This is a genomic window from Grimontia sp. SpTr1, from assembly GCF_947387585.1.
In the GTDB taxonomy this organism is placed as follows: Bacteria; Pseudomonadota; Gammaproteobacteria; order Enterobacterales; family Vibrionaceae; genus Enterovibrio; species Enterovibrio indicus.
Map to the genome: position 1 here is coordinate 151132 of NZ_CANDOD010000003.1, position 26764 is coordinate 177895.

18 protein-coding genes are annotated in these 26764 nt (G+C 47.0%); 8 read left to right on the top strand and 10 right to left on the bottom strand.

From position 1 onward, the window contains the following. Positions 1–32 precede the first annotated feature (32 nt). Positions 33–1202, bottom strand: coding sequence for a DUF1887 family CARF protein (locus QL223_RS07435; RefSeq protein ID WP_002541761.1), 1170 nt, complete (start codon positions 1200–1202; stop codon positions 33–35). Positions 1203–1589: 387 nt separating this feature from the next. On the opposite strand from QL223_RS07435, the gene QL223_RS07440 reads away from it, so the two are divergent. From QL223_RS07440 to QL223_RS07450, 3 genes are all read left to right on the top strand, one after another. Beyond that, positions 1590–10799 carry a retention module-containing protein gene (locus QL223_RS07440; RefSeq protein WP_281544342.1) on the top strand — a complete coding sequence of 3070 codons (9210 nt, stop codon included), beginning with the start codon at positions 1590–1592 and terminating at the stop codon, positions 10797–10799. 134 nt (positions 10800–10933) lie between these two features. Continuing rightward, a complete protein-coding gene (locus QL223_RS07445) occupies positions 10934–11671 on the top strand; it encodes a glycerophosphoryl diester phosphodiesterase (protein ID WP_281544343.1) in 738 nt (245 codons plus the stop codon). Between the two features lie 158 nt (positions 11672–11829). Continuing rightward, the gene (locus QL223_RS07450; protein WP_062713198.1) at positions 11830–12306 is read left to right on the top strand and encodes a Dps family protein; all 477 of its coding nucleotides are present in this window, start codon (positions 11830–11832) and stop codon (positions 12304–12306) included. A gap of 291 nt (positions 12307–12597) precedes the next feature. On the opposite strand, the gene QL223_RS07455 is transcribed toward QL223_RS07450, so the two are convergent. The 4 genes from QL223_RS07455 to QL223_RS07470 form a co-directional block, all read right to left on the bottom strand. Beyond that, a complete protein-coding gene (locus QL223_RS07455) occupies positions 12598–13212 on the bottom strand; it encodes a DUF2971 domain-containing protein (RefSeq protein WP_281544344.1) in 615 nt (204 codons plus the stop codon). A 58-nt stretch (positions 13213–13270) separates the two neighbouring features. Beyond that, a complete protein-coding gene (locus tag QL223_RS07460; RefSeq protein ID WP_281544345.1) occupies positions 13271–15811 on the bottom strand; it encodes a DEAD/DEAH box helicase in 2541 nt (846 codons plus the stop codon). Positions 15812–15816: 5 nt separating this feature from the next. Then, positions 15817–16743 (bottom strand): DUF1837 domain-containing protein, encoded by a 927-nt coding sequence (locus QL223_RS07465; protein WP_281544346.1) that lies wholly within the window; start codon positions 16741–16743, stop codon positions 15817–15819. Between the two features lie 518 nt (positions 16744–17261). Continuing rightward, on the bottom strand, positions 17262–17786 hold the full coding sequence (locus QL223_RS07470) for an RNA methyltransferase (RefSeq protein WP_281544347.1): 525 nt from the start codon (positions 17784–17786) through the stop codon (positions 17262–17264). A gap of 295 nt (positions 17787–18081) precedes the next feature. Between QL223_RS07470 and QL223_RS07475 the strand changes: the two genes are divergently transcribed. Next, positions 18082–18525 (top strand): VOC family protein, encoded by a 444-nt coding sequence (locus QL223_RS07475; protein ID WP_281544348.1) that lies wholly within the window; start codon positions 18082–18084, stop codon positions 18523–18525. Positions 18526–18693: 168 nt separating this feature from the next. Here the strand turns inward: QL223_RS07475 and QL223_RS07480 are convergent, their stop codons facing one another. The 5 genes from QL223_RS07480 to uvrB all read right to left on the bottom strand — a co-directional run bounded on the left by QL223_RS07480 (position 18694) and on the right by uvrB (position 22832). Beyond that, the gene (locus QL223_RS07480) at positions 18694–18876 is read right to left on the bottom strand and encodes a hypothetical protein (protein WP_039850493.1); all 183 of its coding nucleotides are present in this window, start codon (positions 18874–18876) and stop codon (positions 18694–18696) included. Between the two features lie 9 nt (positions 18877–18885). Beyond that, positions 18886–19872 (bottom strand): hypothetical protein, encoded by a 987-nt coding sequence (locus tag QL223_RS07485; RefSeq protein WP_281544349.1) that lies wholly within the window; start codon positions 19870–19872, stop codon positions 18886–18888. A 34-nt stretch (positions 19873–19906) separates the two neighbouring features. Then, positions 19907–20215: a hypothetical protein gene (locus tag QL223_RS07490; protein WP_281544350.1), complete on the bottom strand. Its 309-nt coding sequence runs from the start codon at positions 20213–20215 to the stop codon at positions 19907–19909. Between the two features lie 383 nt (positions 20216–20598). Beyond that, positions 20599–20829, bottom strand: coding sequence for a hypothetical protein (locus QL223_RS07495; RefSeq protein WP_281544351.1), 231 nt, complete (start codon positions 20827–20829; stop codon positions 20599–20601). Positions 20830–20849: 20 nt separating this feature from the next. Beyond that, positions 20850–22832 (bottom strand): excinuclease ABC subunit UvrB, encoded by a 1983-nt coding sequence (gene uvrB, locus QL223_RS07500; protein WP_281544352.1) that lies wholly within the window; start codon positions 22830–22832, stop codon positions 20850–20852. 488 nt (positions 22833–23320) lie between these two features. Between uvrB and QL223_RS07505 the strand changes: the two genes are divergently transcribed. The 4 genes from QL223_RS07505 to QL223_RS07520 all read left to right on the top strand — a co-directional run bounded on the left by QL223_RS07505 (position 23321) and on the right by QL223_RS07520 (position 26436). Further along, complete coding sequence (locus tag QL223_RS07505) at positions 23321–23890, top strand: hypothetical protein (RefSeq protein ID WP_281544353.1); 570 nt, start codon at positions 23321–23323, stop codon at positions 23888–23890. Positions 23891–24110: 220 nt separating this feature from the next. Further along, complete coding sequence (locus QL223_RS07510) at positions 24111–24818, top strand: hypothetical protein (RefSeq protein WP_281544354.1); 708 nt, start codon at positions 24111–24113, stop codon at positions 24816–24818. 108 nt (positions 24819–24926) lie between these two features. Continuing rightward, complete coding sequence (locus tag QL223_RS07515) at positions 24927–25457, top strand: hypothetical protein (RefSeq protein WP_002541779.1); 531 nt, start codon at positions 24927–24929, stop codon at positions 25455–25457. A gap of 781 nt (positions 25458–26238) precedes the next feature. Further along, positions 26239–26436: a hypothetical protein gene (locus QL223_RS07520; protein WP_281544355.1), complete on the top strand. Its 198-nt coding sequence runs from the start codon at positions 26239–26241 to the stop codon at positions 26434–26436. The last annotated feature ends 328 nt before the right edge of the window (positions 26437–26764 follow it).

Below are 26764 nucleotides of genomic sequence, written 5' to 3' on the forward strand. Positions count from 1 at the left end.
CGGCTTTTTTGTTTGTTTTGTCGCTGAAGGAATCAGTCAAACAGACCTTTGTCATGGCCGCCCGCGCGGAGGAACCATTGGTATAGGTGCGTTTTCAAATCACCCAACTGATCGGGACCAATCAATGCCAGCCCTAAATCTGTCGCACGGGTAATGTCGTGATGACGAAGAGGGCGGAAGCTCACCAGCATAGCGCGTGCTTGCAGGCCACCCAACAGATCGCGAATCGATTCCAGCTTGTAAAGCGTGTCATCACCGTCGCTAGACATACCTTTGGTCTTACACTCGATAATGTGAAGTTTATTGTTCACCACTGTCGCGACATCCAGCTCATTGCGCACTTCCTTATCGCCAATCTGGCGGTAAACCTGCACACCAAGCGACAAATCCTGAATCGTCAGCAGCTCGCGCTTAATTTCTTCAACAATATGGTGAACGTACCACTCCAGCCATTCACCGTTTGCAAATCGGCGCGCCGCTTCGCTTGAGAAAGTCAGCACACCGTTTTGATAGGTTGAAAGACCCGCGTCGTTCAAATCATCAATCAACATGCCGAGTTCGCGATAGCCCTGTTGCTTGTCGCTAAGCTCAACATCCAGCTTTTGCTCTTTGCGACAGGTGGTCGCCAAATAGTTCAAGGTTGCCAAGCCTGGGCCCAACTCATAGGCGTTGCTTGCCCATTTGTGGCCGACGCTTTCAATCGTGGTGTCCAACACACTGCGAATATCATCTTCTGGCAGCTCGCAGCGCGCACCAAAGATGGTCAGGTAATCGCTGATGTTGATGTGGTCTTCAACTTGCTCCTGCTCTTTGCCGTAAGGGTACAACCAGCAAAGCTCGTCACTGAAAGGCTCAATCACGTAAATCGGCCAGTGGTAGGTGCGGAAAATTTCGTAAGCAGTCAAAAGGCGATGACGCAACCCGCAACTGGCGTTGAAGAAGACTTCTGTCCCTTCATCTTTCAAACGACGGGCAAGCTCTTCAATTTTGCCCTTGATAAGAGGAATGTTGATGTCTGAAGGGATCTGGAAAAATTCGGTTTCGAAGCCTTTCGGCGTGAGAACCTGACTCAGCTGCTCATACTGCGGAAGCTGACATTCAACGCCAATGAAAATCACTTTTTCGGCCTTGAACTTTCGGTGCAGCAAGGCAGTGACCAATCGGACCGGATCCTGGTCAATAATACCGACATGTGTGGCCATATATTCTCCATTAGGATGACGTTTTGACTTTATTTCATACCCATCCTTCATTGTTCTTTAAGACAATATCTGGGCTATGAGCGGAATATTCAAGTAGTTACTGCTCAGATTCTTATGAAAAGTACGGCTGTTTTGTGCATACATGGGACTTCACTAAGAAAAGTTCCCACGAATAGCCCTCATTTCCTAATCTTAAAAGTGTCATTTGTGTCAGTAAGGAGATGGAATTGCATGAAATTCTGTCTCACCAATTCTCAATGTTGAGCAAGAAATGAAACTAGCTGGGTAACGGAAAGACACTGCGCATCTAGCTGGTTAAACTCTCAGCACAACAGTTAAAGACATGGATTCGCGTGAAAAAATGCGAACGAAAGTTGGGAAAGAATTATGATTGGTCATGAGTTCGATGTCGGTTTAAACGTCGACAAGGTGGATGGACAAGCGTATTTGGTTGCCGGTGATGCACGCATCATCACTCTTCGCGCGGGCATGCAAATTGCGCCCAACCAAGTCGTACTAACAAATGAAAACAGTTCTGTACTGGTTAGCCAAGCTGACCAACGCTTTGTATTTGATGGAAAATGTGCGTCCTGCTTGGTGCCTTTAAGCGATAGTGAATTTGCACAATACTCCGCGACTCATAGCCTCACATTTAACGGAGATGCTTTAAACGCCGATGTTCCTCTTGATATCGATGTTGCCCAACTACAACAGCTGATTGTTGATGGTGTCGACCCAACAGAAGTCTTTGAAGAAACTGCAGCAGGCGAGGGCGGTGATGGCTCCGCGAATGCAGGCTTTATTGTGGTCGATTACGGTTATGCCGCTACGTTGACAGAAGCAGGCTTTGACACATTAGGGCCACTGGGCGGTCTGGATGACACCCAAGACTTCCTTGGTGGCGACGACGGCACTGGCAGCATCACAGGTGATGATGACGGAGATGGCGGACCAACGCCTCCGGACATTAATGCGACCGGTGGGCAGCGCGCGTCTTTGTCAGTTACAGAAGGTAATTTAGGCGACAGCCCATACGGCGCGCCAGATACCACCAGTTTCGTGATTGAAGCCGGTACAGAAGCGCTCGTTGCCAGCTCACTGCAAATTGCCCCAAGCGATCTGGCGGCTGTAGAAGCCGAACTTGCACAAATTACCGCGAACGGTGAAGCGGTTGTTTTCACCCGCCAGACCAGTGTGGACGGCAGTGGTGTTGCAACCTTTACCCTGACAGGCACCGTAGATGGTGAAACCGTTGTCGAACTGGTGGTCACAGCAACGCAAAGCGGTAACGATCTCAATATCAATGCCACGCTCACTCAAAACGGCCCGCTTGATCACACCACTGGTTCAGGGACTTACGTCAATATTGATGGCGACAGAATTTCTATCAATCTGCCGCTTCAAGTCGCGGATACAGGCGGCGATTTGATGCAAAACCCAGCGCAACTGACGCTGGAAAGCAATGATGGTGCAGCACCAGTCATCGGCGAAGCCACCGTCGAGCTGACGGAAGTAGCTGCATCAGCGACCGATAATACAGCCACCACCACAGACGGTGTTGATCTTGGCAGTGACAACATTGCCAGCGTGAACTTTGATGCTGCGGCAGCAGAAGCGCAGTTTGCCGGCATTACCAGTCATGGTCAGCCAACCGTGGTTGATACCTCAGTGTCTGGTGTGATTACGCTCTACACCGATAACGGTGGCACGCCAGAAAAAGTCCTCGAGATTTCGCTCAAACCTTCTGATACCCCGGGAGAGCCAGCGGAATATTCAGTCACCCAGTATCATCCGTTTGACCAACACGGCGACAGCGACGGTGATGGGGATGACGACAGCACCACCTTCACCTTCCCATTTACCGTCACTGATGCTGACGGAGATGTCAGTAACGAATCAGAAGTGTCGTTCAAGCTCATCGATGGTGAAGTTGCGCAAGGTGGAGAGCGCACAGATGACGACGGTAATCCGCTCGACCTCATTGAGCTGCAAGAACAGAATACCCCGATGGATTCGGCAACGTCGCACTCGCAATCTGGCACCATCACCATTGATGCAGCGACTGACCGACTCGATCCAACGACCGTTAGGCTGGAACAGCTCGACGCATTGAAATCCGAGCTGGAAGAGCTCACTAACAATGATGGTGATCCGATCGACAATGTGGCGGTGACTGAAACCACAGATGCGAACGGAAACCCAACCTTTGTAATTACTGCCAGCATTAACGGCGCACCAGCGCTGGAAATTGAAGTTTCAGCCAAGCAAGGCGCTGATGGATTGGATGTCGATCTTGATACGCAAATTACCCAGTATCAGCCACTGATTCACCCGCAGGACCCAGGCACAGAGAATACGTCTGGCCTCGTGACGGCGGATGGTGACCAAATCATGATCAAAGTGCCTGTGCAGGTGGCAGACACGGATGGCGATCTACTTGTCGACCCAACGGATCCAAACACCGAAGCACCGCGTGTTATCAGCTTCGTAGTCACAGATGACAACTCAACCACCTTCGGTTTCGGCACCAGTGATGGTGTGACTGTCCAAGAAAGCAGTATTGATGATGGCACCGGTTCCAACCAAGGCTCAAAAGCAAGCGGTACGCTCAATATCGACACTACAGATGAAGACGGTAATCCGCTTTCACTGGAAGTCGATAAAGACAACGGTGATGTGGTTGAAGACTTCAGACTGGAAACGGATTACGTCGTTTACCCAGACGGCACGCCTGTGCAAGCAAGTGGTCACCCGATTCTTCTGGAACAACGCCCGGTTAGCGATGCGTATCCGAAAACCTATTTCGGTACCGCAGATGACGGAACGGGCGATGAGCGCGACGTATTCAAAGTCACCCTCAATCAGGATGGTACTTTTGAGTTCGAATTGCTGTCTGCGATCGACCATGCACCAGGTGATGGCAATAACGAAGCTGTGTTTGGCCTTAAGGCTTACACGGTTGATGCTGATGGGGATGAGTCGCCACGCATCAATGTACCCATTACCGTGATTGATGACGTACCAACAGCGCAAGGCACCATCAATATGGAGCTAGATGATGCGCCGTCTGGTGAAATCACAGCAACGGTTGATGTATTTGCCCTTACAGACCCTAGCTCTGTACCGGGTATTGAAGATTTGAGTGGGGCAGATGGCACTACCCTCATTACTGAAATCTTCAACGGTAAAGAATGGGAGCCCGTATCCACAACGGCTCCCTCAAGCGTGGATATCTATTCTGTCGATGATCCAACCCTCATGTTGGGTACCGTGGAAATTAACCCACGTAACGAGCCAGTGGGTGAAATCACCTTCGTGATGCAGCCAAACCTCGCAAACCCTCAAGAAGTGCTGCAACAAGGTTTGCAATACAAGGTGACTGACTTTGATGGCGATACTACCGAAGGTGAAATCACCCTCACCATCAATGACCAAGCGCCAACCCTGTCCTTTACCAATGTAACGGGTACAGAGGACAAAGGTCAGGCCGACACCAATACAGAATCAGCCGGCGTTGATGGTACCGCAGGCATTCCAATCAACATGCAGCTGAACGTCGGTGACAACGACCTTGGCGAAGCATTGGAAGAGGGTGGCCGACTGGTATTGAACGGCGAAGTGACCCTTACCACCCGCGATGATGCGGGTGATATTGGCGGTACTTTCTACTTCAACGGCGTCGAAATCATGCCAGATGCAGACGGCAACATTGTCCTCAACTCGGACATGTTTGAAGCGTCCAGCACCGACGAACCCATCATCTTCGACCTTACGGGCGTGACCTTCGTACCGGATCCGGATTACTCCTCTTACGACGGCACAGATCTGATCCAATTCGATGTTGAGTTGGAAGTGAATGGCCATACGCCAGTAACCTCAACATCGCCGCTTGAAATCACCGTAGAAGGCGTGGCAGATGTGCCAAGCCTCAGCTTGATTGGTGACGCGGCAGACGGCGTATATGAAGTCGATGAAGACCACGAGCGCTTTGGTGCCGACGACTTCACGCTGGCAGACTTGTCTGAAGGTGCGCTGCAAGATACCGATGGCTCAGAAACGCTCAGATATGAATTTACCCTTACGCCAGATATGGGCGAACTGCTGGGCGGTTCTATTACTGGCAGCGACGGTTCATATGTACTGACAGATCCATCCCGTCTTAATCAGGTGCGTTTCGTGCCAGATGCCGACTTCAGTGGTGACATTACGCTGACCATCAAAGCGATTTCGACGGAATCTTCACCATCAAGCGTGGAAGAGGCATCGACGGAAACGTCACTCATCCTGCGCGTTGAACCACAGGCAGATGATGCCCGTTTGACGGTTCAACGTGTGTTCGATAACGAGGATGCGGGTAACCCAGATCCAGAAATCGCTGAAGGCGGCGCTATTTCTCTGGCAGGCAAGATTTCCCTCACCACGTTAGGCACTGATGATGATGGTTCAGAATCCCTGTTCGTGCGCATCTTCGATTTGCCAGACGGTGCAGTGCTGCAACTCAACGATGGCGGCACCATTACCACGCTGACAGACACAGACCGCATTTCGGTGGACGATATCGACAAGATCGAAATTATCCCGCCTGTGCACAGCAATGAAAACTTCAGCATTCAGGTTGAAGGTATCGTGGTAGATAGTTCACCAACGTCGCCAGATGACGAGCGCATTATCCCAGCCACGTCGCTGAATGTGATTGTCACGGGTGTGGCTGATACACCGGAATTCAGCGTTGAAAATCCGGGTACAGATGCAGGCCAGTGGCAGGTGGATGAAACCACGGGCAATGTCTCGACCACAGTGCCGGAAGATGGCGTTGATGGTGACGGTCTGGTGGCGATTGACTTCAATGTGGTTTCGGGCGAGAAAGCCGAAGCGCCGACTGATAACTCAGAAAGCCTATCGCTGATCATCATTGACCTGCCAGAAGGCGTGAGCTTCGTGATCAAAAACGGTGATGGCTCGCTCACTGAAGTGGAACTGGCATTCGCAGGTTGGGAAACCAACGATGCAGGCATGTCCGTTGCCACTTACTCCGTCGATTTGGCGGCGCTGGAAGGGCAGGACGTTTATCTGAAACTGCCACCACACTCGACAGAAGATATTCAAATCAACACGCGTCTGATTGCCACCGAGAATGATGGCGATTCGAAAGCGGTTGAAAACATCATTGAAGTGAAAATCGATCCGCCAGTTATCGACGCGGCGGACACCTACACCAATAGCGAATCTTCTGGCTTCGAAGACCAGTGGATCAACATTGATTGGCAGCCGGATCTCACCATTGCAGGCGCACCGGATTCAACTGCGCAAGGCGTGGCAGAAACCGTGGTTGGTGCGACTATTTCCGGCTTTGCGGACGATGATAGCGTGCAGCTTGTAAAAGGCAGCGATGTTATCACCCTGACGCCAGTCGGCGGTGAAGTCACCCTGACCGAAGCGCAAATTGCAGACGGTTACCAACTGCAGGTGAAACGTGGCCCACACAGTGATGTGGACCTGACATTGAACACCGAAGTGACTGTTCGACAGGAAGACTTCGAAGGTGAAAGTCAGGCAGAGAAAACCATCACTGGCGTTGTGAATGTCAACGTGGTTGCTACCGTCGAAGAAGAAGACGGCGAACTGCAACTGCTGCAAGGCACCTCATCAGTCACAGAAATTACCACTGACAGCGAAGGCCGAATTGATCTAACCGATGGTGTTGTGTTTGTTCACCCAGACGATTCGAGCGACGAAACCGTCATCCGCATTGTTATCACGGATCTGGCAGAAGGTTTCTACGTGGAAAATGGCGTCGCCGATGGCGAAGGTGGTTGGGTAATCAGCGATCCAAACAACTTCAGCATCATTGCGCCACCAAACTCCTCAGGCCAAACCACCTTTACAATCAGCGCCATGGTGCAGGATGAAGGTGATGCAGGCGAGGGAGATGCAAGTGCACTGACGCCGGTTTCAAGTTCAGTGATCACCCTGAACTACACAAACAACAGCACAGACGTTGAGCAGGCGCACCAAATCGTTGCGCCTACCAGTCCGGTTGTGATTGAAGGCGATGAAGATAATCCAATTTCGCTGGAAACCCTGGGTGATGCAATTTCTTACCCAACGGGCACTGCTGATGACGTCGAGTTTGACCAAATCACCGTTGTCATCAATGGTGCAGACGTGCCCGCGGGTACAGTGATTTCCGGTGCGCTTTACCACATAGATAATGATACCTACGTGTTTGAAGTGCCGGGAAGACAAGATGGCGGTGCACCTTATCCAGGGGGCATCGACCTTTCCGGTCTTTCTATCACAGCGCCGGATGACTTCGCCGGTGAGCTCAACATTCCACTGACCTTCGTGAGTGTCGATACCCGAAGCGGCGACACAGAAACTACAGATGTCACGGTGCAGTTCAACGTGAAACCGCTGGTTGATTTACCGCCACCGGATGGGGCGGAGCAACCGGGCGACAACTCAACCGACTTCTCGTTCAGCGTGACTGTGAACGGCACCAATGGGTTGAACGACCAAACGCCACCGCAGCCGGTAGAGCCAGGAGATACAGAGCAGTTCTACCCAGATGAAGCGCTGGAAGACGGCATTATCTCATTGAGCATTGCCGGTTCTCTGGCAGATGTAGACAGTGCCAACGGTCTGGAAGCTATCTCTTCCGCAGTACTGACCGTACCGGCATCCGTGGGTGTGTTTGTCGCGGCTGATGGCACCGAGTCGTCAACGATTACGCTCACTGGCGCAGATCTGTCTGACTTCTCCTTCAAACCCGCGGCAGATTTCAGTGGCACGGTTGAGATATCTGCGGAGCTCACCATCACCGACACGGCGACAACAGGTGTCGACAGTCGCACCACATCAACCAGCTTCTCGTTTGACGTGTTGCCGGTTCATGATGAAGTGACCTTCACCAAAGACGGTGTAGAAATTGAAGACGACGCCACCGTAGAACTGACCATGACAGAAGATGCCACTGGCGGGCTCTCGTTGGCCGCGCTCGGTGCGTCTTTCTCCGATATTGACGGCTCTGAATCACTGTCATCGGTTTCTATTTCCAACGTGCCGGAAGGATTTACCTTTGCGGCACCTGCGGTGAATGCAGGCAGCGGTATTTGGGTCATTGCCGGAAGTAACGTGACCGATCTTTCTTCACTGTCACAGTTGCAGATTATCCCTCCGGCCAACTTCAGTGGTGAAGTCGACCTGATGATGACGGTTTACACCAAAGAAGCGGGCGCAAACTTCGTCGTTGGTCAAAGCCAGGAGCTTTCACTGACGGTTGAGCCAGAGGGCGACGGCGCAAACGTGTTTGCGGCGGGCTCTGCCTCGACCACCGAAGATATTGCCGTCGATTTAGATATCGAAATCAGCGCCAAAGATGACCGCGAAAGCTTACCCGCAGGCCCAGGCTTCATTGAGAACGAGCCGGAAACCTTGCTGGTCACTGTAACCAACGTACCAGAAGGTGCGCAGCTGGTGTTGCCAGACGGTGTAACAGGTACAGTTACCATAGACCCTCTGGATAGCAGCAAAGTGGTTATCACAGTGGCAGCGACCGAACTCAATGGCCTGACCTTCGTGCCACCACAGGATGGCAACGGTATTTACACGCTGGATCTGGCGATACAGACCGTGGATAACGGCGCAGTCTCTGATGATGTGGTGAACAAGCAAGTCAACGTCAACGTCAGCGCAGTGAACGATGCCCCTGTCAACATCCTGTCTGACAGCTATGAAGCAGAAGAAGATGTGGTGCTGACCATCACGGATCTTCAGGTAGAGGATGTTGATGTTCGTGACGGCAACGGTATTGTTAAAGTTGAGCTGTCTGTTGGGGCTGGTAGCAGTTTGACACTACCGGATATGTCTGACACCACTGATATTACAGTCACGGGTGATGGCACAGGTTCTCTGATCTTAAGGGGTAATATTGACTTGATTAACACACTGCTGGCAGGCGGTGTGGAATACAGGTTTGCTGGCGAGAATACTTCTGGTGAAGATAGCCTCACCATGAAAACTCTTGACGAGGCAACAGCAGGAGAGCAAGGTTCTGGAGGCAAGAAATTTGACCTCGATACCGTTTCCATCATTGTTGCACCGAAATCGGATTTACCAGAACTCACTGCCGCGACGCAACTGGCGTCAGTGCGCGCAGCCACTGGCGTACTGGTACCTCTGCTGGGCTTGATGACGTCGCTGGTTGACCCTATCGACAACGAGTTCAGTCTCACTTTCAGTGGCATGGGCACAGCAGCTGAAATCGTGGATGCAGCAGGCACGCCAGTCGGCACCAATAATGGCGACGGCACCTGGACATTCAGCCAGACAGAACTCGAAACCCTGACCCTGAGCGACCTTAACCTTCGCTTCAGCGATCAGCCACCGAGCGACATTACCGTCACGGCGCTCTCTGATGTGGGCGATGGCGATCCGCAACAAGCCACACTCACCATCAACGCGAACGTGGTGGATACCGAAACCACAGGCGAGCTGAACACCGCACCGGCCGACAGCAGCGCAGGCAATCTGGTGATTGATGGCGATGCTGACACCGAAATCCATGGCGGTGACGGAGAAGATATTGTGGTCGGCGGCCTCGGCGAAGACATTCTCGTTGGCGGCGCAGGCGACGACGAAATGTGGGGCGGCGAACTCGGCGGCACAGGCGACAGCACCAAAGACACCTTCAAATGGCAGTCTGGTGATTTCGGCAACGCCGCAGCAGCCGCGACCGACACCATCAAAGACTTCGAATCAGGTATTGATGTTATCGACATCTCTGACGCATTTGATTCGACGGGCATTGTCACCTTCACCGATCTGGCGAACCGCTTGGATATCCAGACCGTAGACGGTAACACCCGCATTCAGGTGTTGGATGACACCAGCGCGCCAATTCAGAACATCATTGTCGAAGGCGTTACGCTCAATGACCTTTTAGGCATGGATGCAACAGGACTCACGCAAGATGAAATCCTCGAATCCATGATGATGACGGGTCAGCTGGTGGTATTTGACCCAGCAACCACACAGTTCGGCTCCGAAGCGGATGAAACCCTCACCGCAGATGACGACGGCGAGCGTATCTACGCCGGTGAGGGTGATGACACCGTCACAGGTGGGCTCGGCGAAGACATTCTCGTCGGTGGAGATGGCGAAGACATCCTCAGCGGTGGCGATGGAGACGACCTCCTGATGGGCGGGGCAGGGAACGACACCCTGACCGGCGGCGCAGGCGATGACACCTATACCTGGGCGGAGTCAGATTTGGACGTGGCAACGCTCACGGTAGACACCATTACCGACTTTGATGTCGGTACAGAAACCACTGGCGACAAGCTGGACATCTCCGGCTTGCTGCCAGAAGCCGTGGGCAGTGGTTCCAGCATTGAAGAGCTGTTGGATTACATTCGCCCAGAAGCAGGCGCAGATGGCAGCTTAACCCTGCATATCTCGCAAACCGCGGGCAGCATGGAAGCGCAGGATATCGTGTTGGACTCTGTCGGCCTGACCGATCTTGGCCTTGCAGACGGTGCAACCACCACGCAAATCCTGACCGAGTTGGTTCAACTGCAAACGCTCAAGCTGGATTAAGCGCGGCATCACAGATAACGGCGTTTAATTCTTGAAGCAAATAACAAAAGCACTGCAATAAGCAGTGCTTTTTTATGTCGTAAACACAAAACTTGATGTAAGTTTTAGTCACTCAAACAAAACAGAAAAAAACCATGAAAACCCTTTACGCCCACAGGGGGATGTCAGCCCTAGCCCCTGAAAATACACTGGCTGCTTTTTCACTTTGTGCGGAGCACGGATTGAAATGGGTCGAATGCGACGTGGATATCCTCGCCGATGGCACTATCGTGCTTTGCCATGACGATACCCTCGACCGCTGCACCGATCATTCAGGAAGTCTCTACGACTTCACCCGCGAAGATTTGGAAGACATTGACGCCGGAAGCTGGTTCGGAGACGAGTTTATCGGTGAAAAGCTGCCAACCTTTGATCAGTTCATCACCCTGATCAACATTCTCAAGCTCAATGCGAACATAGAAATCAAAGCCTGCACCAGCAGTTGGGAAAACACCGAGAAGCTCATCAGCGGCGTGATTGAAGGCATGAAAAACCTCAACAAAGACGCCAGCGTGCTGATTTCCTGCTTCAACCCACTGGTATTGGCCGAATTCAAACGCCGTTGCCCAGACATTCCCGTCGCATGCCTGTTCGAAGCAGAGATGCCAACAGATTGGCTTGCCATTATGCAGGCCTGTCAGTCAGACACCATCCATGTCGCCGATGAAGGCCTGACCAAAGCCAAAGTGGAAGAGTTCAAAGGGCTTGGCTTGGAAGTGAACGTGTACACGGTAAACAGCTTGATGCGCGCCAATCAGCTCTTTAACTGGGGCGTCGACGGTGTATTCACCGACATCGGCCACCAATTTCCATCGCGTTACCGCAACAGCTAAAAACCCACACTCAGTGATAGGTATGACAGATTGAATCTATAATCATCAACGATTATACCTATCACCTCTACTGCAATAAGCTATCCCCATAGACATTAAGGCAAAGCGCCAATCGCTAGCGCCTATTTTGAAAGCAAAAGACAAGTGGGGAAGGGGTTATGACAAGCATCAATATCGGTATTCAAGAACAAGACAGAATCGCGATCGCAGAAGGTCTGAAACGCCTATTGGCGGACTCATACACCCTGTACCTGCAAACGCACAATTTCCACTGGAATGTTACCGGTAAACAATTCCGCGAACTGCACCTGCTGTTTGAAGAGCACTACAACGCACTGGCGCTGGCCGTCGATGAAATCGCAGAACGTATCCGCACTTTGGGCGTTGCAGCACCGGGCACGTACAAAGCCTTTGCTGAACTGAGCGCGATTGAAGAAGTAGAAGGTGTACCAAGCGCTGATGACATGGTAGATATTCTCACCAAAGGTCACGAGCAAGTGGTGCGTACCGCACGGGAAGTGCTGAAAGTTGCGCAGGCCGCTGACGATGAATCTTCTGCATCACTGGTATCAGACCGTATGCGAGAGCACGAGAAAACCGCCTGGATGCTCCGCGCCATGCGTGAAAACGGCTAAGCCGTAAAGATTAAAAGCAAGCAATGTTCCGTAGGACAAAAGACCGCCGTGAGGCGGTCTTTGTGTTTTTGGCTTTTGAGGTCCTCCCCCCTTTTTAAGGGAGAGTTTAGGAAGGGGTTAGGCTTTGGTTTTTGAACAGAAGTCAGTTGGAACTTAGGATCTGAAGTGATCACTTTGGATAACTTCAGATTGGGGAATGTGGAGTAGACGACTTTGTTGTTCGAGAGCATTGGCTGCTTACACAGCCAAAAGAATGTTATTGCCTATTGACCGTAGAAGGGCTCATATTTGTTAGGTTTCTGGTACCAATGTGTAAGATTTTGGTTTCTGTGTTATTTTGGTTAACGGGATACCATGCCTACTAAACAAATCTCTTTCTTCTCGAGTCAGCTCGCTACGTAAACCACTATAAGCTTTGACTAGCTTCAAATCTTCCGCGAACGGTACGAAAAAGAGCCCATTCTCTTTTTGCACTTCCTCAGAACGTAGATCTAGAGATACGCGATACTCACGCTCATAGCGCCAACTTTTATATTTGCATAATGTGACAGATGGAATTTGTTCTTTCCATCGAGCACTATTTCTAGAGATATACACAGGAGAATCTACGTATTTGATCTTTTGGAGGTACTTTCGGGGAATTTCAAACTCAAAGCAAATACCACTATGATTCTGTGCATAATGCGCCCATTGAACAGGATCTCCTAGCTTTTTACTGAAACATAGAAAGCCAAGAATTCCATCATAATGATGCCTGAATTTTTCTAAGTCTTCGTTTGAAGCCCCTGATACATTCGGGAAAAATTCGTAAGGATCATTCAAATTTTCTAAAGTCGCTACTTTAAGCCTCGACTTCTCTAAATTCTGTAGTGCAAAGTTTTTTGGCATAAAATGATAGACTTTCATGCTTCCTCCGATTGAAACCTAACGCCTAAATCAGATGCGCACTAGGCGTCACCTGGATTTAATTGTTAGCAGCAGCTAGGCGCACACTCTTGCCTTGCATTCTTAGAATTTCTTGTTTGCATAAACTAGGCATTTGTAGATTCCTAACATCCATTACTTTGATCTTATTAAAGTATTCATCAATATCTGATGCTTCAGGAATAGAGTCGAAAACGTTCGAAAGATTAAGTGCAGTAAATCGGGAAAGACCCATAGCCATAATATTCAGAGCTACCTTATTGCAGGATCCAAATTCTAAATATATATGATAAGATTCCAGATCAGTTTCTTCGAAATCGATTTCTTTTCGTGTTAAAATAAGCTTTAATACATCATTGTATGCTGAGAAATATTTAACCATCTTGAACCTGATGTCGTGTTCCAAAATATTCAAGTAATCTCTAATTATTGTTGATGCCTTTTTGCTCGGCTGTCTTTCTCTAACAAAGTTAACGCGTTTTTCAAGAAGTTCACCCAAGGACTTACCCCATATCCAATTATATGCTAGATGGCTAATTAGATTTTTATAGCTTTGGGATAAATCCCACTCAAAGTGATCAATGAAAATATCAATGACATTTTCCATTTTCCTTTTAGCCCCTGCGGTATAGGGGCTAATAAGTAAATATTCATTAAGGTCTTCAGTCGTTGATAAGAAATTGTATATTCTCTGCAAGTAGTCAGGTCTTATTCCTTTGTTTTTTTCAATGATATCTGAAGGCAGGTCAACAATTATTTTAGAGATGGCTGATATTGTTCTGTCAAGATTTTCAGAGTTTTCATCTGTTCTATAGACTTCAATGGAAGAATGATTTTCAGAGTAATGATAATCTTGGTATAGCTTACTAAATGCCATCTCTGCTTCATCAATCGTTTTTCCAGAACCGATCTTCTCAGAAAGAAGATTTTGGATTAGTGACCCACCATCTGTCATAACTGAGCTTATTGCAGAGGATATCTCTTGTAATTTTTCACCCTCGTAAGAATTATCATCCCATGTTGATGGTCTTATACACCAAATGTTCCCATGAAACTCTTTTAGAAGCCTACCGGCACGTCCGGATAGGTTTAAAAAATCAGACCGTGACATTGGACTGTCACCAGATTTAGGGTTCTCGATTATTATATGCTTAGCGGGTAAGTTGACCCCTTGCAAAAGAGTGCTAGTACAGCAGATATATTTTATTTCATCATTCTTAAAAAGAGTTTCTATGCCAGACCTAACAATAGAAGGCATTTTACCATAGTGAAATCCCACACCAGATTCTAAGCATCTTATTAAAGGATATTCGGGATGTATTTCTTTTTTAAGAAAATCAATAAATAGTTTTATGTCTGGACTTGGTACGTAACCTTTTATGGTTTCACTGATTTCTTTTGCTACTGATTCAGCATCAGATGGCCCGTTTGAAAAAATTATAACAGATTCATTATTCTTTGAAATGTCAGATGCTAAGTTGGCTTTTTGAATTGATTTACTGCCTCTGAACTTGAAATCGACACTCCTATTCCCAAGCGATATTCTTTTCCCTTCACTCAATAACTGGAAATTTATTTCTTTCGTTTTTCCGACAACATCGGATGCAAGGATTATATTTTGAGATACTGGGGATATTGTCTCAGTAAAAAACTTACCGCTATCTGCTATGTTGAAAATATTAAAGAAATACCCTGGATTTTTGATAAGTGGGCTAGCAAATAATATTTCTGTTGTAGGATACTTTTTCAAAAGGTAATCGATAGCGCTCTGCAAAAGCATACCTCGTTTTCCGTTTTGAATCTCATGAGCCTCATCAACTATTAGAGATGTTATTATAGGCATTTCATCTGTAGTATCACTCAAATAATTCAATAAACGTTCTTGAGTGAGAACATAAACAACACCGTTCTGAGATTTTTCTTTAGAAATAGAAAATGGTGCTGTTCTAATGATTACATTGTCAAGTTTGTATTGTCTCAGTGAATCCCTAATCCTACTAGAGACTTCAGTAATTAATGCTCTAGTCGGTACTATATAGACAATACATTGGTTCTCCTTTTCTCTCAGTTTTTTAATGAGGTTTATTCCAAGTACAAAAGACTTTCCTGCCGATGTTGGTGCAGATATACTTAAAGCCTTTTCTTCTTGCAGTGAACTATAGAAGTTATACTGAAAGTCAGTGAGCTGTATTGATTCATCGTCTATAAAAACAGAATTTTCCACCTCCCTACTTAAACATTCCAGCTTCAAAAAACTTGGTATTTTTTTACCTGAAAAATTAAAACGTTCTCTTAGAAGTTGCCGACCCGGGAAATTACCTAGCCTAGACATTATTACTTCTGCTGAACTTAATAGTTTGGAATCATCACCTGACCTAACCTCTAGAAGTCTTGTAATAACTTCATATGCAATTATTTTTTCTTTAGCCTCTTCAGATAGGGATAAAATAGATGCATACCCCAATAACTGATTAATTTCAGTTAGTTCAAGAGGTTTTTCTTTGCATGTTGGGCTTCCTGGTAGCTGACTTTGTGTGCTATGGATCTGCAGCTTTTCTATTAAATTTTCTATATTATTCATAGCAATCAATCTAGCGCCTCATTGAATGCATTTCTAAAATCGACAACGGAGGGGAATGGAAGGAAAAATACATCGAACACTAGGTGTTTTTTCTCGAATTTGTCGAGTTTTTCTTGTAATTTTCTCACTAAGCTTTCTGCGTTAGACAAAAGTTCATCTTCAAATCTACTTATCAAGTTACTACGGGGTTCTGACAATACGTCATCATAACCTTTATAGTCATAGCCAATAAGACAAGCATGATTAACTCTTACATCTGCACCAGGGTTCCCATTAATAAAGAGTTGTGAAATTTCATGCTTTACTGCCTCATCAGCGTACTTAAAGTGCTTAGTTACCATGTTAAATTCATGCTCATACATTTTTATATCATGGAAATCATTAATACTTTTTAACGCAGAAGTTAGTGCATCAGAAACATTCTTATATAGTTTTGACTCCCCGAAATAGAAATCAACAACTTCTAATTCATCGTTCCATCTTGCATGAATACCATCTGACCCTTTCACTTCATCTTTGTGATTTGTTTTAAGCTCCATCTTTGACACAATTTGTGGAGCTTTTAGGACTGCTTCCATAAGAAAGTACAGCAATGTTTCTCCAGCCTCACCTGTTTTATCAGGGGATTCATCTGATATCTCTGGATGTCTGAACAAACTTCTTGCTTCTTTAGTTAAAAGAGTTGATTGCCTAGCAGTTAAAGTCTCATCTCTATTTTTAGCCGATAGACAATAGTCGATGATGTATGCATATAAGGTATCAGCTAAGGCTTTAACCATTGGCTGCTTGTTTCCATCAAATTTCAAGTAATGAAATCTAACCGTAGTTTCAATGCCGGTTATTTCTAGATTATGCTCAACTACATTTATACAATTTGAAAAATCTGGAGATTCAACCGATATATTTTCTGCAATATTTTTTACTAATTCCATTCAACTTAGATTCCATATCATTAAAGTTGTACTACACTTTCGGCATACTCAAGCTGCTAAAAATTTATTAGATCCCAAAGCGGGGTATTTCTACTCAGATCACGACTGGTATTAGAAAATCTATCGAAAGTTCTCGGGAAGAGTTGGATTCCGCTAGCTTTCGTTAGCACGAAAGGGGGCACTATTGATTTACAGACTTAACGCCAAGTTCTCAAAAAGCGCTTGGCTTAATCACGGAATACATCACCTAAGTCCCTACCTGCCTCAACACCCAAACACTTCAAAAAACCATGTCCATAAACATGGACGATATTCTATCCATAAGCCCGTACAAATATTGCGACATTCATCAATAAAACCAACAAGTTGCATATTGAGAGGTTGGTTCAGGAAAGGCATAAGCAGGCGAGGGCATAAAGAGCGAACCCCCATCCTAGCCTTCCTTTGGAAAGGGGGAGGGGCGAAGAACAAAAGAAAGGCCGTCAAATGACGGCCTTATTGGTTTCTGAGCGGTTGGTTTATGCCGTTTCGGTGGAGGCTTTTACGGTAAGGCGATTGCGGCTATCACGGCTTTGGCGAATCAAGTCATCGCCAGCGAGTGAGGTTTCAGCCTTTGCAAGACGGTCATACAGCACCACGTTTACTGTCGCGGCGAGGTTCATGCATCCAACCGTCGGCACATACACAACGTGATCCGCTTTGTCTGCCACCGCTTGAGGCAGTGAGTGGTCTTCAGGGCCGAAGATGTAAATCGCCTTCTCCGGGTGTTCAAAATGCGGAAGTGGTGTCGCGCCGACGGCCAGTTCCACACACACCACTTTCATGTCAGACGGCAGGTTATCCACCAGACTTTCGACATTGGTCAGCGGAATGGTTTCCATCGCGTCTTGGGTGTCTGTGTAGAACTTGGCTGCGCGGTCATATCGCGTACCGGTATAGACGACACTGTCTGCCTGATAGCATCCGGCGGCACGCATCACGCCTCCCACATTGGTTGGGCTTTTTGGGTTAAATAGGCCAATGATTACGCGCGGTTCTGTCATGGAATGCATCTCTCTGTGCAAGTTTGTATTGCTGGTAAAGTCTGAAAGGGCAGCATTCTAGCAAATATTTGAGAAGGATGGCGAAGAGGGGTTAATCAGTGATTAAACCAAGCAAAGCCAAATATCGTTACCAAAAGTTACGATCTGGCAGGATGACAAAAAGGCGTGCTACAGACTCTGCAACAGGCACAGTGATTGTGAAGTCCGCATCGCATCATGGTCTGGCTAAGTTGTGAGGACAGGGCGATTTCCTATGATTAATGAGCTATCACTCAATATCGAAAGGAGCTGTACGATGATCCAAGTGTTGGCCATCGACCACATTGTTTTGCGAACCACCAAACTGGAAGAGATGTTGCGGTTTTATACCGAGGTGTTGGGCTGTGCGATTGAACGTGAAACCCCACCGGAAACGGGCTTAACGCAATTGCGTGCGGGCAATGCACTGATCGATATCGTGGTGGTAGACAGCAGGCTGGGTAAGATGGGTGGCGGCGCGCCCACTCAATCAGAGCGCAACGTGGATCATTTCTGTCTTCAGATTAAAGCAGTGTCTGAACAAAGCATTCTCGACCACTTCGACGCACACGGGATTGCCCATGAAGACTTTGCCAGCCGATATGGCGCGCAAGGTTATGGTAATTCCATCTATCTAGAAGACCCAGAAGGAAACGTGGTGGAGCTGAGATGTCAGCTTGACCAGTTCAATCCTGCACCTCTCGGCTTCCCTCAAGTTTAGTGTTGAAGCTGACGCCTTAACAAGCTCAGTAACGAACCACTGCACTTAGGATTGTGATTATTGGCAACGCTTATTGAGCGGCTTCCAACACTCTTTTAAGTGCAGTTATTCGTTCTTATCGGTACACCCAATGTTATTTGGACATTTTTTCAGATGGCAGGCGAAAGGTCAGATTTTAACTTTGAATTCCAATTCGCATAGCTCATATCCATTTTCGTCAACTTGAATCACTTCGTTACCGCTTTCATCAAAAGTCCGAATGGGATTGCAGCTAACTACTTCCAAAACACCTGACTCTTCAATCTCCGCCTTAGCGGTATCACAGTCAACGCATCTCACTGTTTTAGTCATGGGCTATCCTCATGTATTTCCTCTAGAAAGCATACAAACGGCATCTTTGTGGCGAGCAAGATTTTTGGCTCGCTCTATGTCTGGCTTCTCACCGTCTTTGTTTCTCTGATTTAAACCTTGTTCGATGTTTATAATAACTAGGCTGGAATAAATTCTATCCGCCTTATCGATCTCGTTTTCACCATGTAATTTCTCAAGGTCTTTTAACGTGGTTCCTTTCTTGTCCTCCGCCTCGTGATAAAGATCGAAGTGATCGGCATCTCTCCATACGCTTAGTTTTTGTTCGTCTTTAACCCCAAAGTAACAAGCTAGTAGAGAGGCGGACAAAGCGGATTGATTGAAAGGATTATTGGCACGTTCGATGAACTTACCTTTTAGCTCATTGGCAATGTTTTCGGCAGACACCCCAGTGGCGATATACTGCTTGTTCTTTACAGAAGGTGTTAATTGGCTGTAGGAGCCATCTTTTTCGATTGTTTGGATATTGGTTTCTATTGATGCGAAAACTGATGGATAGGTATCAACTTTGTTTTGGGGGTCAGTTCCAAGTGGAATATAGCTTAGTGTTTTTCTTTTGTATCCGATTGAAATACTGTTAGGCACGTTATTAAGTGCGTTAACAGAAAGCCCCAATGAGGTAGACGTACCAAAAAACATTAGTTCTTTATTACCACTTAAAGGTGGTGAGGAGGAAGGTTGATAATTCTCGTCTGTTGCTGCTATGGCTGCCCCTCCTGTGGCATAAAGCTCGCTAACGGTAGGGTTTATGATTTCAGCGTTTGATTCAACGGAAGCAATGACAGGTGGGACTGCGCCATTCTCGTATCTTGGTCCGATAAAGCCTTCATCACGCTCATAACCAATGCTCACACCAACCGGAGCAGTATCGGCATCCAGTATGCTGATAGATGTTTTTGTGTAGAACATTACGCTATTTGATGTGGCACATGCTGCTAAATTGAGGGTGACTAAAAAGATCAATATGTTCTTTTTCATGTTGCCGCCTTACATAAATTAATGATTATTTTCATTATTCTTCTATAAGAACGCAGGTATTATCACCAACAGCAACGATCGACTCCTCGGTATACCCTACTCCAATACCACCCATCAAAGCCGAGTTAAAAATGGTAATGCCTATGTTTTTCACTGATGTTTTGTGTATAGCCTTGTCTTTAGGCTCTTCTATAACTATGTCAGCGAAACCAATTATTCGTTTACTACCATCCTCTTGCACGTAAGTTACCGTACAAGCCTGTGTTGTAATGAGAAGAACAGCAAAAAATAATAATCTCTTCATACGTTTATATTGATAAATATAAGCAATGCTGACTTCCACTGAATATTCCAAAGGTTTAATTTTATACTGTCATATATATCAGGGGCTAATAGTGACGTCTGTCTAATTTTTAAACAATTCATTGACGGCGCCAATAATGGCGTGCTACGGCTTGATTGAGTGAATATATGCTGTCATACGGTATCTTTATTTTTAATTGGGTTTGAAGGAATTAAAGAGAGTATTAGTAAGATTTTATATTTTCTGGCAGAACCATGGTTATTTGCCAGCCGATATGGCGCGCAAGGTTATGGTAATTCCATCTATCTAGAAGACCCAGAGGGAAACGTGGTGGAGATGAGATGTCAGCTTGACCAGTTCAATCCCGGTCAATCAAAAGGTGGATGATTAACGCCAGCGCTTCCCTTACAAACGCTTTCGTTCTAGGGTGGTTGGCGTTGAGGTGATGACTTTTTAAAGAGATCTGCGTTTAAGCTTGCTAACGAGCTCCCGGCATAGTTGATCAAGAAGAAAATCACGTCAGCCGTATCATCCGTCCAGTCAACATAAAACAGCGAGCGCACGCCATCGATATCGTTGTCGATACTGTTGTGATCATAGATGTTACGTCGGTAGAAAGGCTCAGCGGGTCTGTTCCTTGTTTGTTTATCCATGCTTAAAACGAGCTGTGCCGCTACATAAAAATATATTGTCTATACAGGGCATCAAGCTCTTGTCGCAGCGCATCGGTGTCAGCACGTTTTTCTGCATTTTTTTCCGAGCAAAGCCTGAACAGTTCTCGCTCAGTGTGTGTGATGCGATGGCAAAGCTCTTCAAGCGTGGCGCACATGGACGGGTCTTTGTTTTCCATGGGGGCGTTGATTGTCGGGTCAATCGTCCGGTTTGAGCTCTTAGGCTGAAGTTGATGCGCTTCGTTGTAGGCTATCTGTTTTGCCCGGCGGCGGTTGGATTCATCCATCGCGCTTTTCATGGCTGGGGTGATTTTGTCGGCATAGAGCACGGCTTTACCATTGGCATTGCGGGCCGCGCGGCCAATGATTTGGATGAGCGCCTCTGTGGAACGTAGAAAGCCGGCATGATCCGCTTCGAGTATTGCAACCAAAGACGCTTCCGGAATATCCAGTCCCTCTCTCAGTAGGTTGATACCAATCAGCACATCCAATTCGCCGCGTCGCAGCTGGCGAATAATCTCTACGCGCTCTTCGGTTTTAACGTCACTGTGTATGTACTGGCAGCGAATCCCCTCATCTGTGTATTGCTGATAAAGGGCTTCTGCACTCCGCTTACTGAGGGTAGTCACTAATACCCGCTCTTTGCGTTCAATACAGCTTCGAATGCGGCGCAGCAGGTCTTCCTGAGTCTGTGCCAATGGCACTATCTCGATTTCAGGATCCAGCAATCCGGTTGGGCGGATCACCTGATCGACGACGACACCACCGGAGCGTTTTACTTCATAGTCGCCGGGTGTTGCTGACACAAAAATGGTCTGTGGTTTTATCTTCTCAAACTCTTCAAAGGCGAGAGGGCGGTTGAATTTGGCAGAAGGCAGGCGGAAGCCGTAATCAATCAGTGTGTCTTTGCGGCTTTGGTCACCTTTATACATGGCGTGGATCTGCGGCACCATGACATGGGATTCATCAATAAACAGCAGACCCCCCTTGGGGAGATAGTCCATCAGGGTGGTGGGAGGAAGGCTGGGGTCACGGCCAGTCAAATACGACGCGTAGTTCTCAATGCCTCCGCAGTAACCTTGTAACCGAAGCATCTCCAAATCCCGTGTGGTGCGCTCATAAAGTCTTGCTGCTTCTGCAACTTGATGGTTGCGACTGAGTTCGGCAGTGCGTTGTTCAAGCTCAGCTTCTATCGCTTTGCAGGCGCGGGCAATTTGTTCCGGCGAGGTGGAATAGAGGGTCTTTGGTGAGACACGGTAATGTTCCAGGTCACCCAGAATTTCGCCAGTGGCGTTGTCCACTCTCAGTAGTTGAGTGATGGTTTGGGCATTGTCGAGCATCACCACTATCGCATCTTTTTCAGAATCTGCCGGGAAGATATCTACTTTATGCGGACTGATGCGGTAACTCCCACGAGAAAGAGGCTCACCGCCGGGCTCGTAGTGAAGTTTGGCTAACTGGTTCTCCAGTGTTGTGAGGTTCAACCGGTCTCCGGGTTGAAGCGGGATCTGGAGCGCGCGGTAGTCATCTGGTGAACCTAAGCCATAAACGGAAGAAACTGACGCCACCACTATCACGTCTTTTCGCTCAATCAGCGCTTTGGTAGTGGAAAGCCGCAGCCGCTCAAGCTGTGCGTTGATGGCGGAGTCTTTTCTGATAAATCGGTTACTGCCCGGAATATAGACTTCTGGCTGATAGTAATCGTAATAGGAGACGAAATACTCCACCGCGTTTTTTGGAAAGAAGGCCAACATTTCATGGTAGAGCTGCGCAGCCAGTGTCTTGTTATGGGCAAGGATAAGGGTAGGGCGCTGCAAACGGTGAATAATGTTTGCCATGGTGAATGTCTTGCCAGACCCTGTGACACCTTGGAGTGTTTGGTGGGTTTTCCCTTCCTCAATGCCAGCGATGAGCTTGGCAATGGCTTCCGGCTGATCACCGGCCGGTGCGTTCTTTGAGTGAAGCAAAAAGGTTTCCTGACCCATGCCTGATTCCTTAGTCAAAAAAGGTAATCATCAAGTAAAGGGTGGAGTGTAGGGACCTGTCAAACCGCATAGCGTTCTAGGTTTGGGAATGTTGATTGGAATCGGTGTTTGTTCGGGGTGTGGATTGTCTGACGTGTGATTTCTGGCAAAGCCGCTCAGATTTTTGTACTTCCACGTATAAATATCTTAGATATGTAGTCAGTGTTTGAATTGATGTATCTGGCTATCAATGCCTGCCTGATTACCTTTCCATTCCTGTTTTCCTTCATTAGCTTATTTACTGATTGAATACTTGGTGAGGTCAGAGTAGGGAACCGTTTTCGTGTGAATGCGGCGCCTTCGAAGTAGGAATGACAGTCAGTCTGCCAACGCTTCAATGTATCGAGCGCAGCCGGATTCGCCGGTTGTGTATCTGATTCATGCGGGAATGCAGGCCATTATTTCACTTTTACCTGTTTGTATTCTCTGCATTGCAAAGAGGTATGAGTATGCGTCCGTTTTCGAGCTTTACCCAATCGTTAAAAACCATGAAAAGTTCCGGTGTCTTGGCGGCAGTTTTTTCTCTGTCTATCCTGTTCAGCCATGCAACCAGCGCTGAAGAAAAACTCCCTTTCTTGACGTTTAACCCGCCGAGCTATGTCACAAGCATCCTGACCGGATCGACTAACTTTGCAGGTCAGGATGTCGGCGACATGAGCTTTGTGGTGTTCGTAGGCGAAATTAATGGCGTCGATAGCAATGGCGTCCATCCGGTGAAATTTACCCTTCCATCAGGCGATTACTTTGGGGTGGAATATGATCCAACATTGATGAGTTTAAACGGTCGCAACGTGAGTAATGCAGATTGGGCATACAGCTCGGCTGGTGGTCTCCACACTTTTACCTACATTGGCAATGGCGGTGTTTTCCCTGCGGGCACTTATTCCTTTGTCGGCGTGAATGCGACGTTCGTGCGCCCTCTGCGTGAGGAAGTGACGCTACAAGTCGACCTTGACCCCAGTGCTGGTGGGCAGGTGAGTTCTCCCCGTGCCAGCGACTCTGATGTGATTATTTACTAGGCCATTCCCCCCATCATTATTGCTGCCTTCTCTAGGGAATCACCTAGGGAAGGCGTATCTCCTAAAACCTTTTTCAACGGCGGCATCCTGCTAATCAAAATTCTCCATCGTGTCTTAGTTTTGAACGATAGTTGTAAGGAGAATTGCGATAGTTTGGTGAAAGGATGCAGTGGCTCGCGGCTATGGCGAGTGGGTTCAATGGATTGAAAAGGATTTGGCGATGTTTGGAAACATTCTTTCCTCAGCGTTTAACTTTGCATATAGCTACAAGGGGTTGCTGTTTCGCGTCACTCTCATCCCCATTCTTCTGACGGCCGCACTGGAAGTGGCTGCGTTTTCTTCTGACAGTGAATGGATGGTGTGGGTCGACTACTTCTTGTGGAGTGTGCTCAGTACCATTCTTGCGGTAAACGTGCATCGGGTTGTGTTAATGGGGCCGGATTCTGTGCCGACCTTTGGGCGCTTTACCTTCGGCAAAATCGAAATCTGGTTTTGGCTGCATTATATGGGGCTTGGTGTCGCCTATTTGCTCATGGCCTTTGCGATGAATTGGATAGGCTCGCTGTTCATTTTCCTGTTGATTATCAGCTTGGTGTTTGGGTGCCGCCTTAGCTTGGTGTTCCCCGCGATTGCGATGGGGAAAGGTGTCTCTTTTCCTTATGCCTGGGCGCAAACGGCGCAAAAAACCTGGCTGATGATCGGCGTGGTGGTGATTGCTCCTTTTATCTTTGGCATCGTGTTTGTTCCCATCACCGCGCTGATTGCCTATACCGCGCCTGAAAACTCTCCCCTGTATGCCATTCTGGCAACCAACATTATGATTTCTTATGTGACGGTTTTGGCAGTTATCGCGCTCTCTTTCGCCTATCAGGATATTACAGGTGAAGACCCTTCAATGCCTTCACCTGAAGAACCTCGGGAAGAATAACGAGAGATTGTCGAAGGTAATGCTGAGTGTGTCGTATTGATAGAAGCGGCAGTGAGGGCATGACGAACAATGGAGTTTGCGCTGGAAAAAACAGCCAGAGAGGTATGGATGTTTGAATTTAAAACTGGCGATTGGGTGTTCACCACGCAATCTGGTGTTTGGCAGATCTACCGTATTGAGCTTTTTAAGGCATTCAGCCCTTCACGCAAGGCACTTGAAGATAAAACGTTGGTATTCGCGAAGCGGTTTATCGACGATACGGGCAAGGCAGCATTTACTCAGGAATTCTTTTCTCCCAACTCGTTATTCCCTGTGAAAGGGGAAGCTGAACACGACTTGGATCTATACATCAAAAGTCATCCCAAGCTCTACGCTAAATTTCTCCGATACAAGCCTGAACCCATCAATACCGTCTTCCACTGTCGTGTCGAAGCGCCCGAGGATCAGTCGACAGAGGACGTTGGAGAACTGTTCCCTAAAGAGGTTGAGTTCACCCAATCAGAAGCGATGGAGTTTGTTGACTCGCTGGGGCTGAAATCGAGAAGTTATCCGCTTTGGACAGTGGAATTTGTTTCCCGCGGTACTGTGTTGCGCGATGGATATGTTCGCTATGTTTTCAACCGCGTGCTGGAGTTCTGAGATTAGAAGCACTGTGTATGGGAAATTATTACTCTAAGACGGCTCCTAACTAAGGTGTCGTCAATGGGTTATTATCATTACTTTGACAAGAAAACCTACTTTAAGACGGTTGAAAGCGGAAATACTCCTAGAATGATTGATTTTGATTTCCTTGTATTAAATTAACTTATTTTCTTTCTCAATTTTGGTCGGTTTTTATTTCAGTGTTATTTGGTGTAACGAATTTCTCTTTCTTTCTATTTTTCTTTTATTGTATGACTAAGTAGACAATTAAGAGTGATTAAATATATCACAAGCAGTCATCTGTTCTTACTCTTTTACTTACTCCTTCGGCGTTTGGTGGCGTGTCTATGGATTCTCACCTAAAGTGTCTTCTTATTTTAATATATTGTATTTTGTTTTATTAGGGTTGTTTAATGCAATTTTTACTTCATTTTATCTTATTGCTATGATTTTATGGGTTTTTTAATCTAATTTTCGATATAGGGTTTGGCTTTATAGATTTTATTGCACCCTTTGTAATTTTTCTTTTTCATTAACTTGTTGTTTTATTTGTTTAAATCGATTGTTGTGATTGATATATTCTTCTTGGTTTTTGAAGATATGAAAGCGTGAAGTTGTTTTTTCTTAAATATGAAGCTTAACTTTTAAATCAGTAAGGCTATAACATAAATTCCGGGCTTGGTTTTAGTTGGAATAACGTTTATCAGGCTGCGTATTATGATATATTTCCAACTCAAGCCCGGCAATTTTCTTATTATATTTAGAAGGATATGAAATAATGAGATCGTTAATTATTGTATGTATGCTGGGCATTGTTTCAGGCTGCACAAGCTACAGTACGACGCTAGCAAACGAAAAAGGGCATACCACTGATTGCCACGCTAGCGGGTTCGGATTAATCAGTTCAATGGTAGCGAAAAGCAGTTACGAAGAATGCGTGAAAAACGCCCACTCTAGAGGATTTGACGAAGAATAATGCAGTATCTTATGACTGCCATTATTGGTTAGGAAGTAACTATTTAAACGACTTGAACGACGGGCTGTGTTTGTTACCTCACGACAACTCATCATGTTGAAGCTCAGCGGTCGGACTTGACGACTGCCAGGACTCGGTAGAGAGTTTGGTGTTCATCGACGAGTCCGATCCTTTCACTGCTTATGCTCTCAGGATGGTCTCCCCCGAATGTGAAGAAGCTGTCCAAGACAGTTTTGCGATAGCGCTTTACTATCCAGCCCATACTGGGGTGGTTAAAGAAAAACACTTGGTTTCGCGACTTCGGCCACCACCTGGGTTGGAGAAGGCC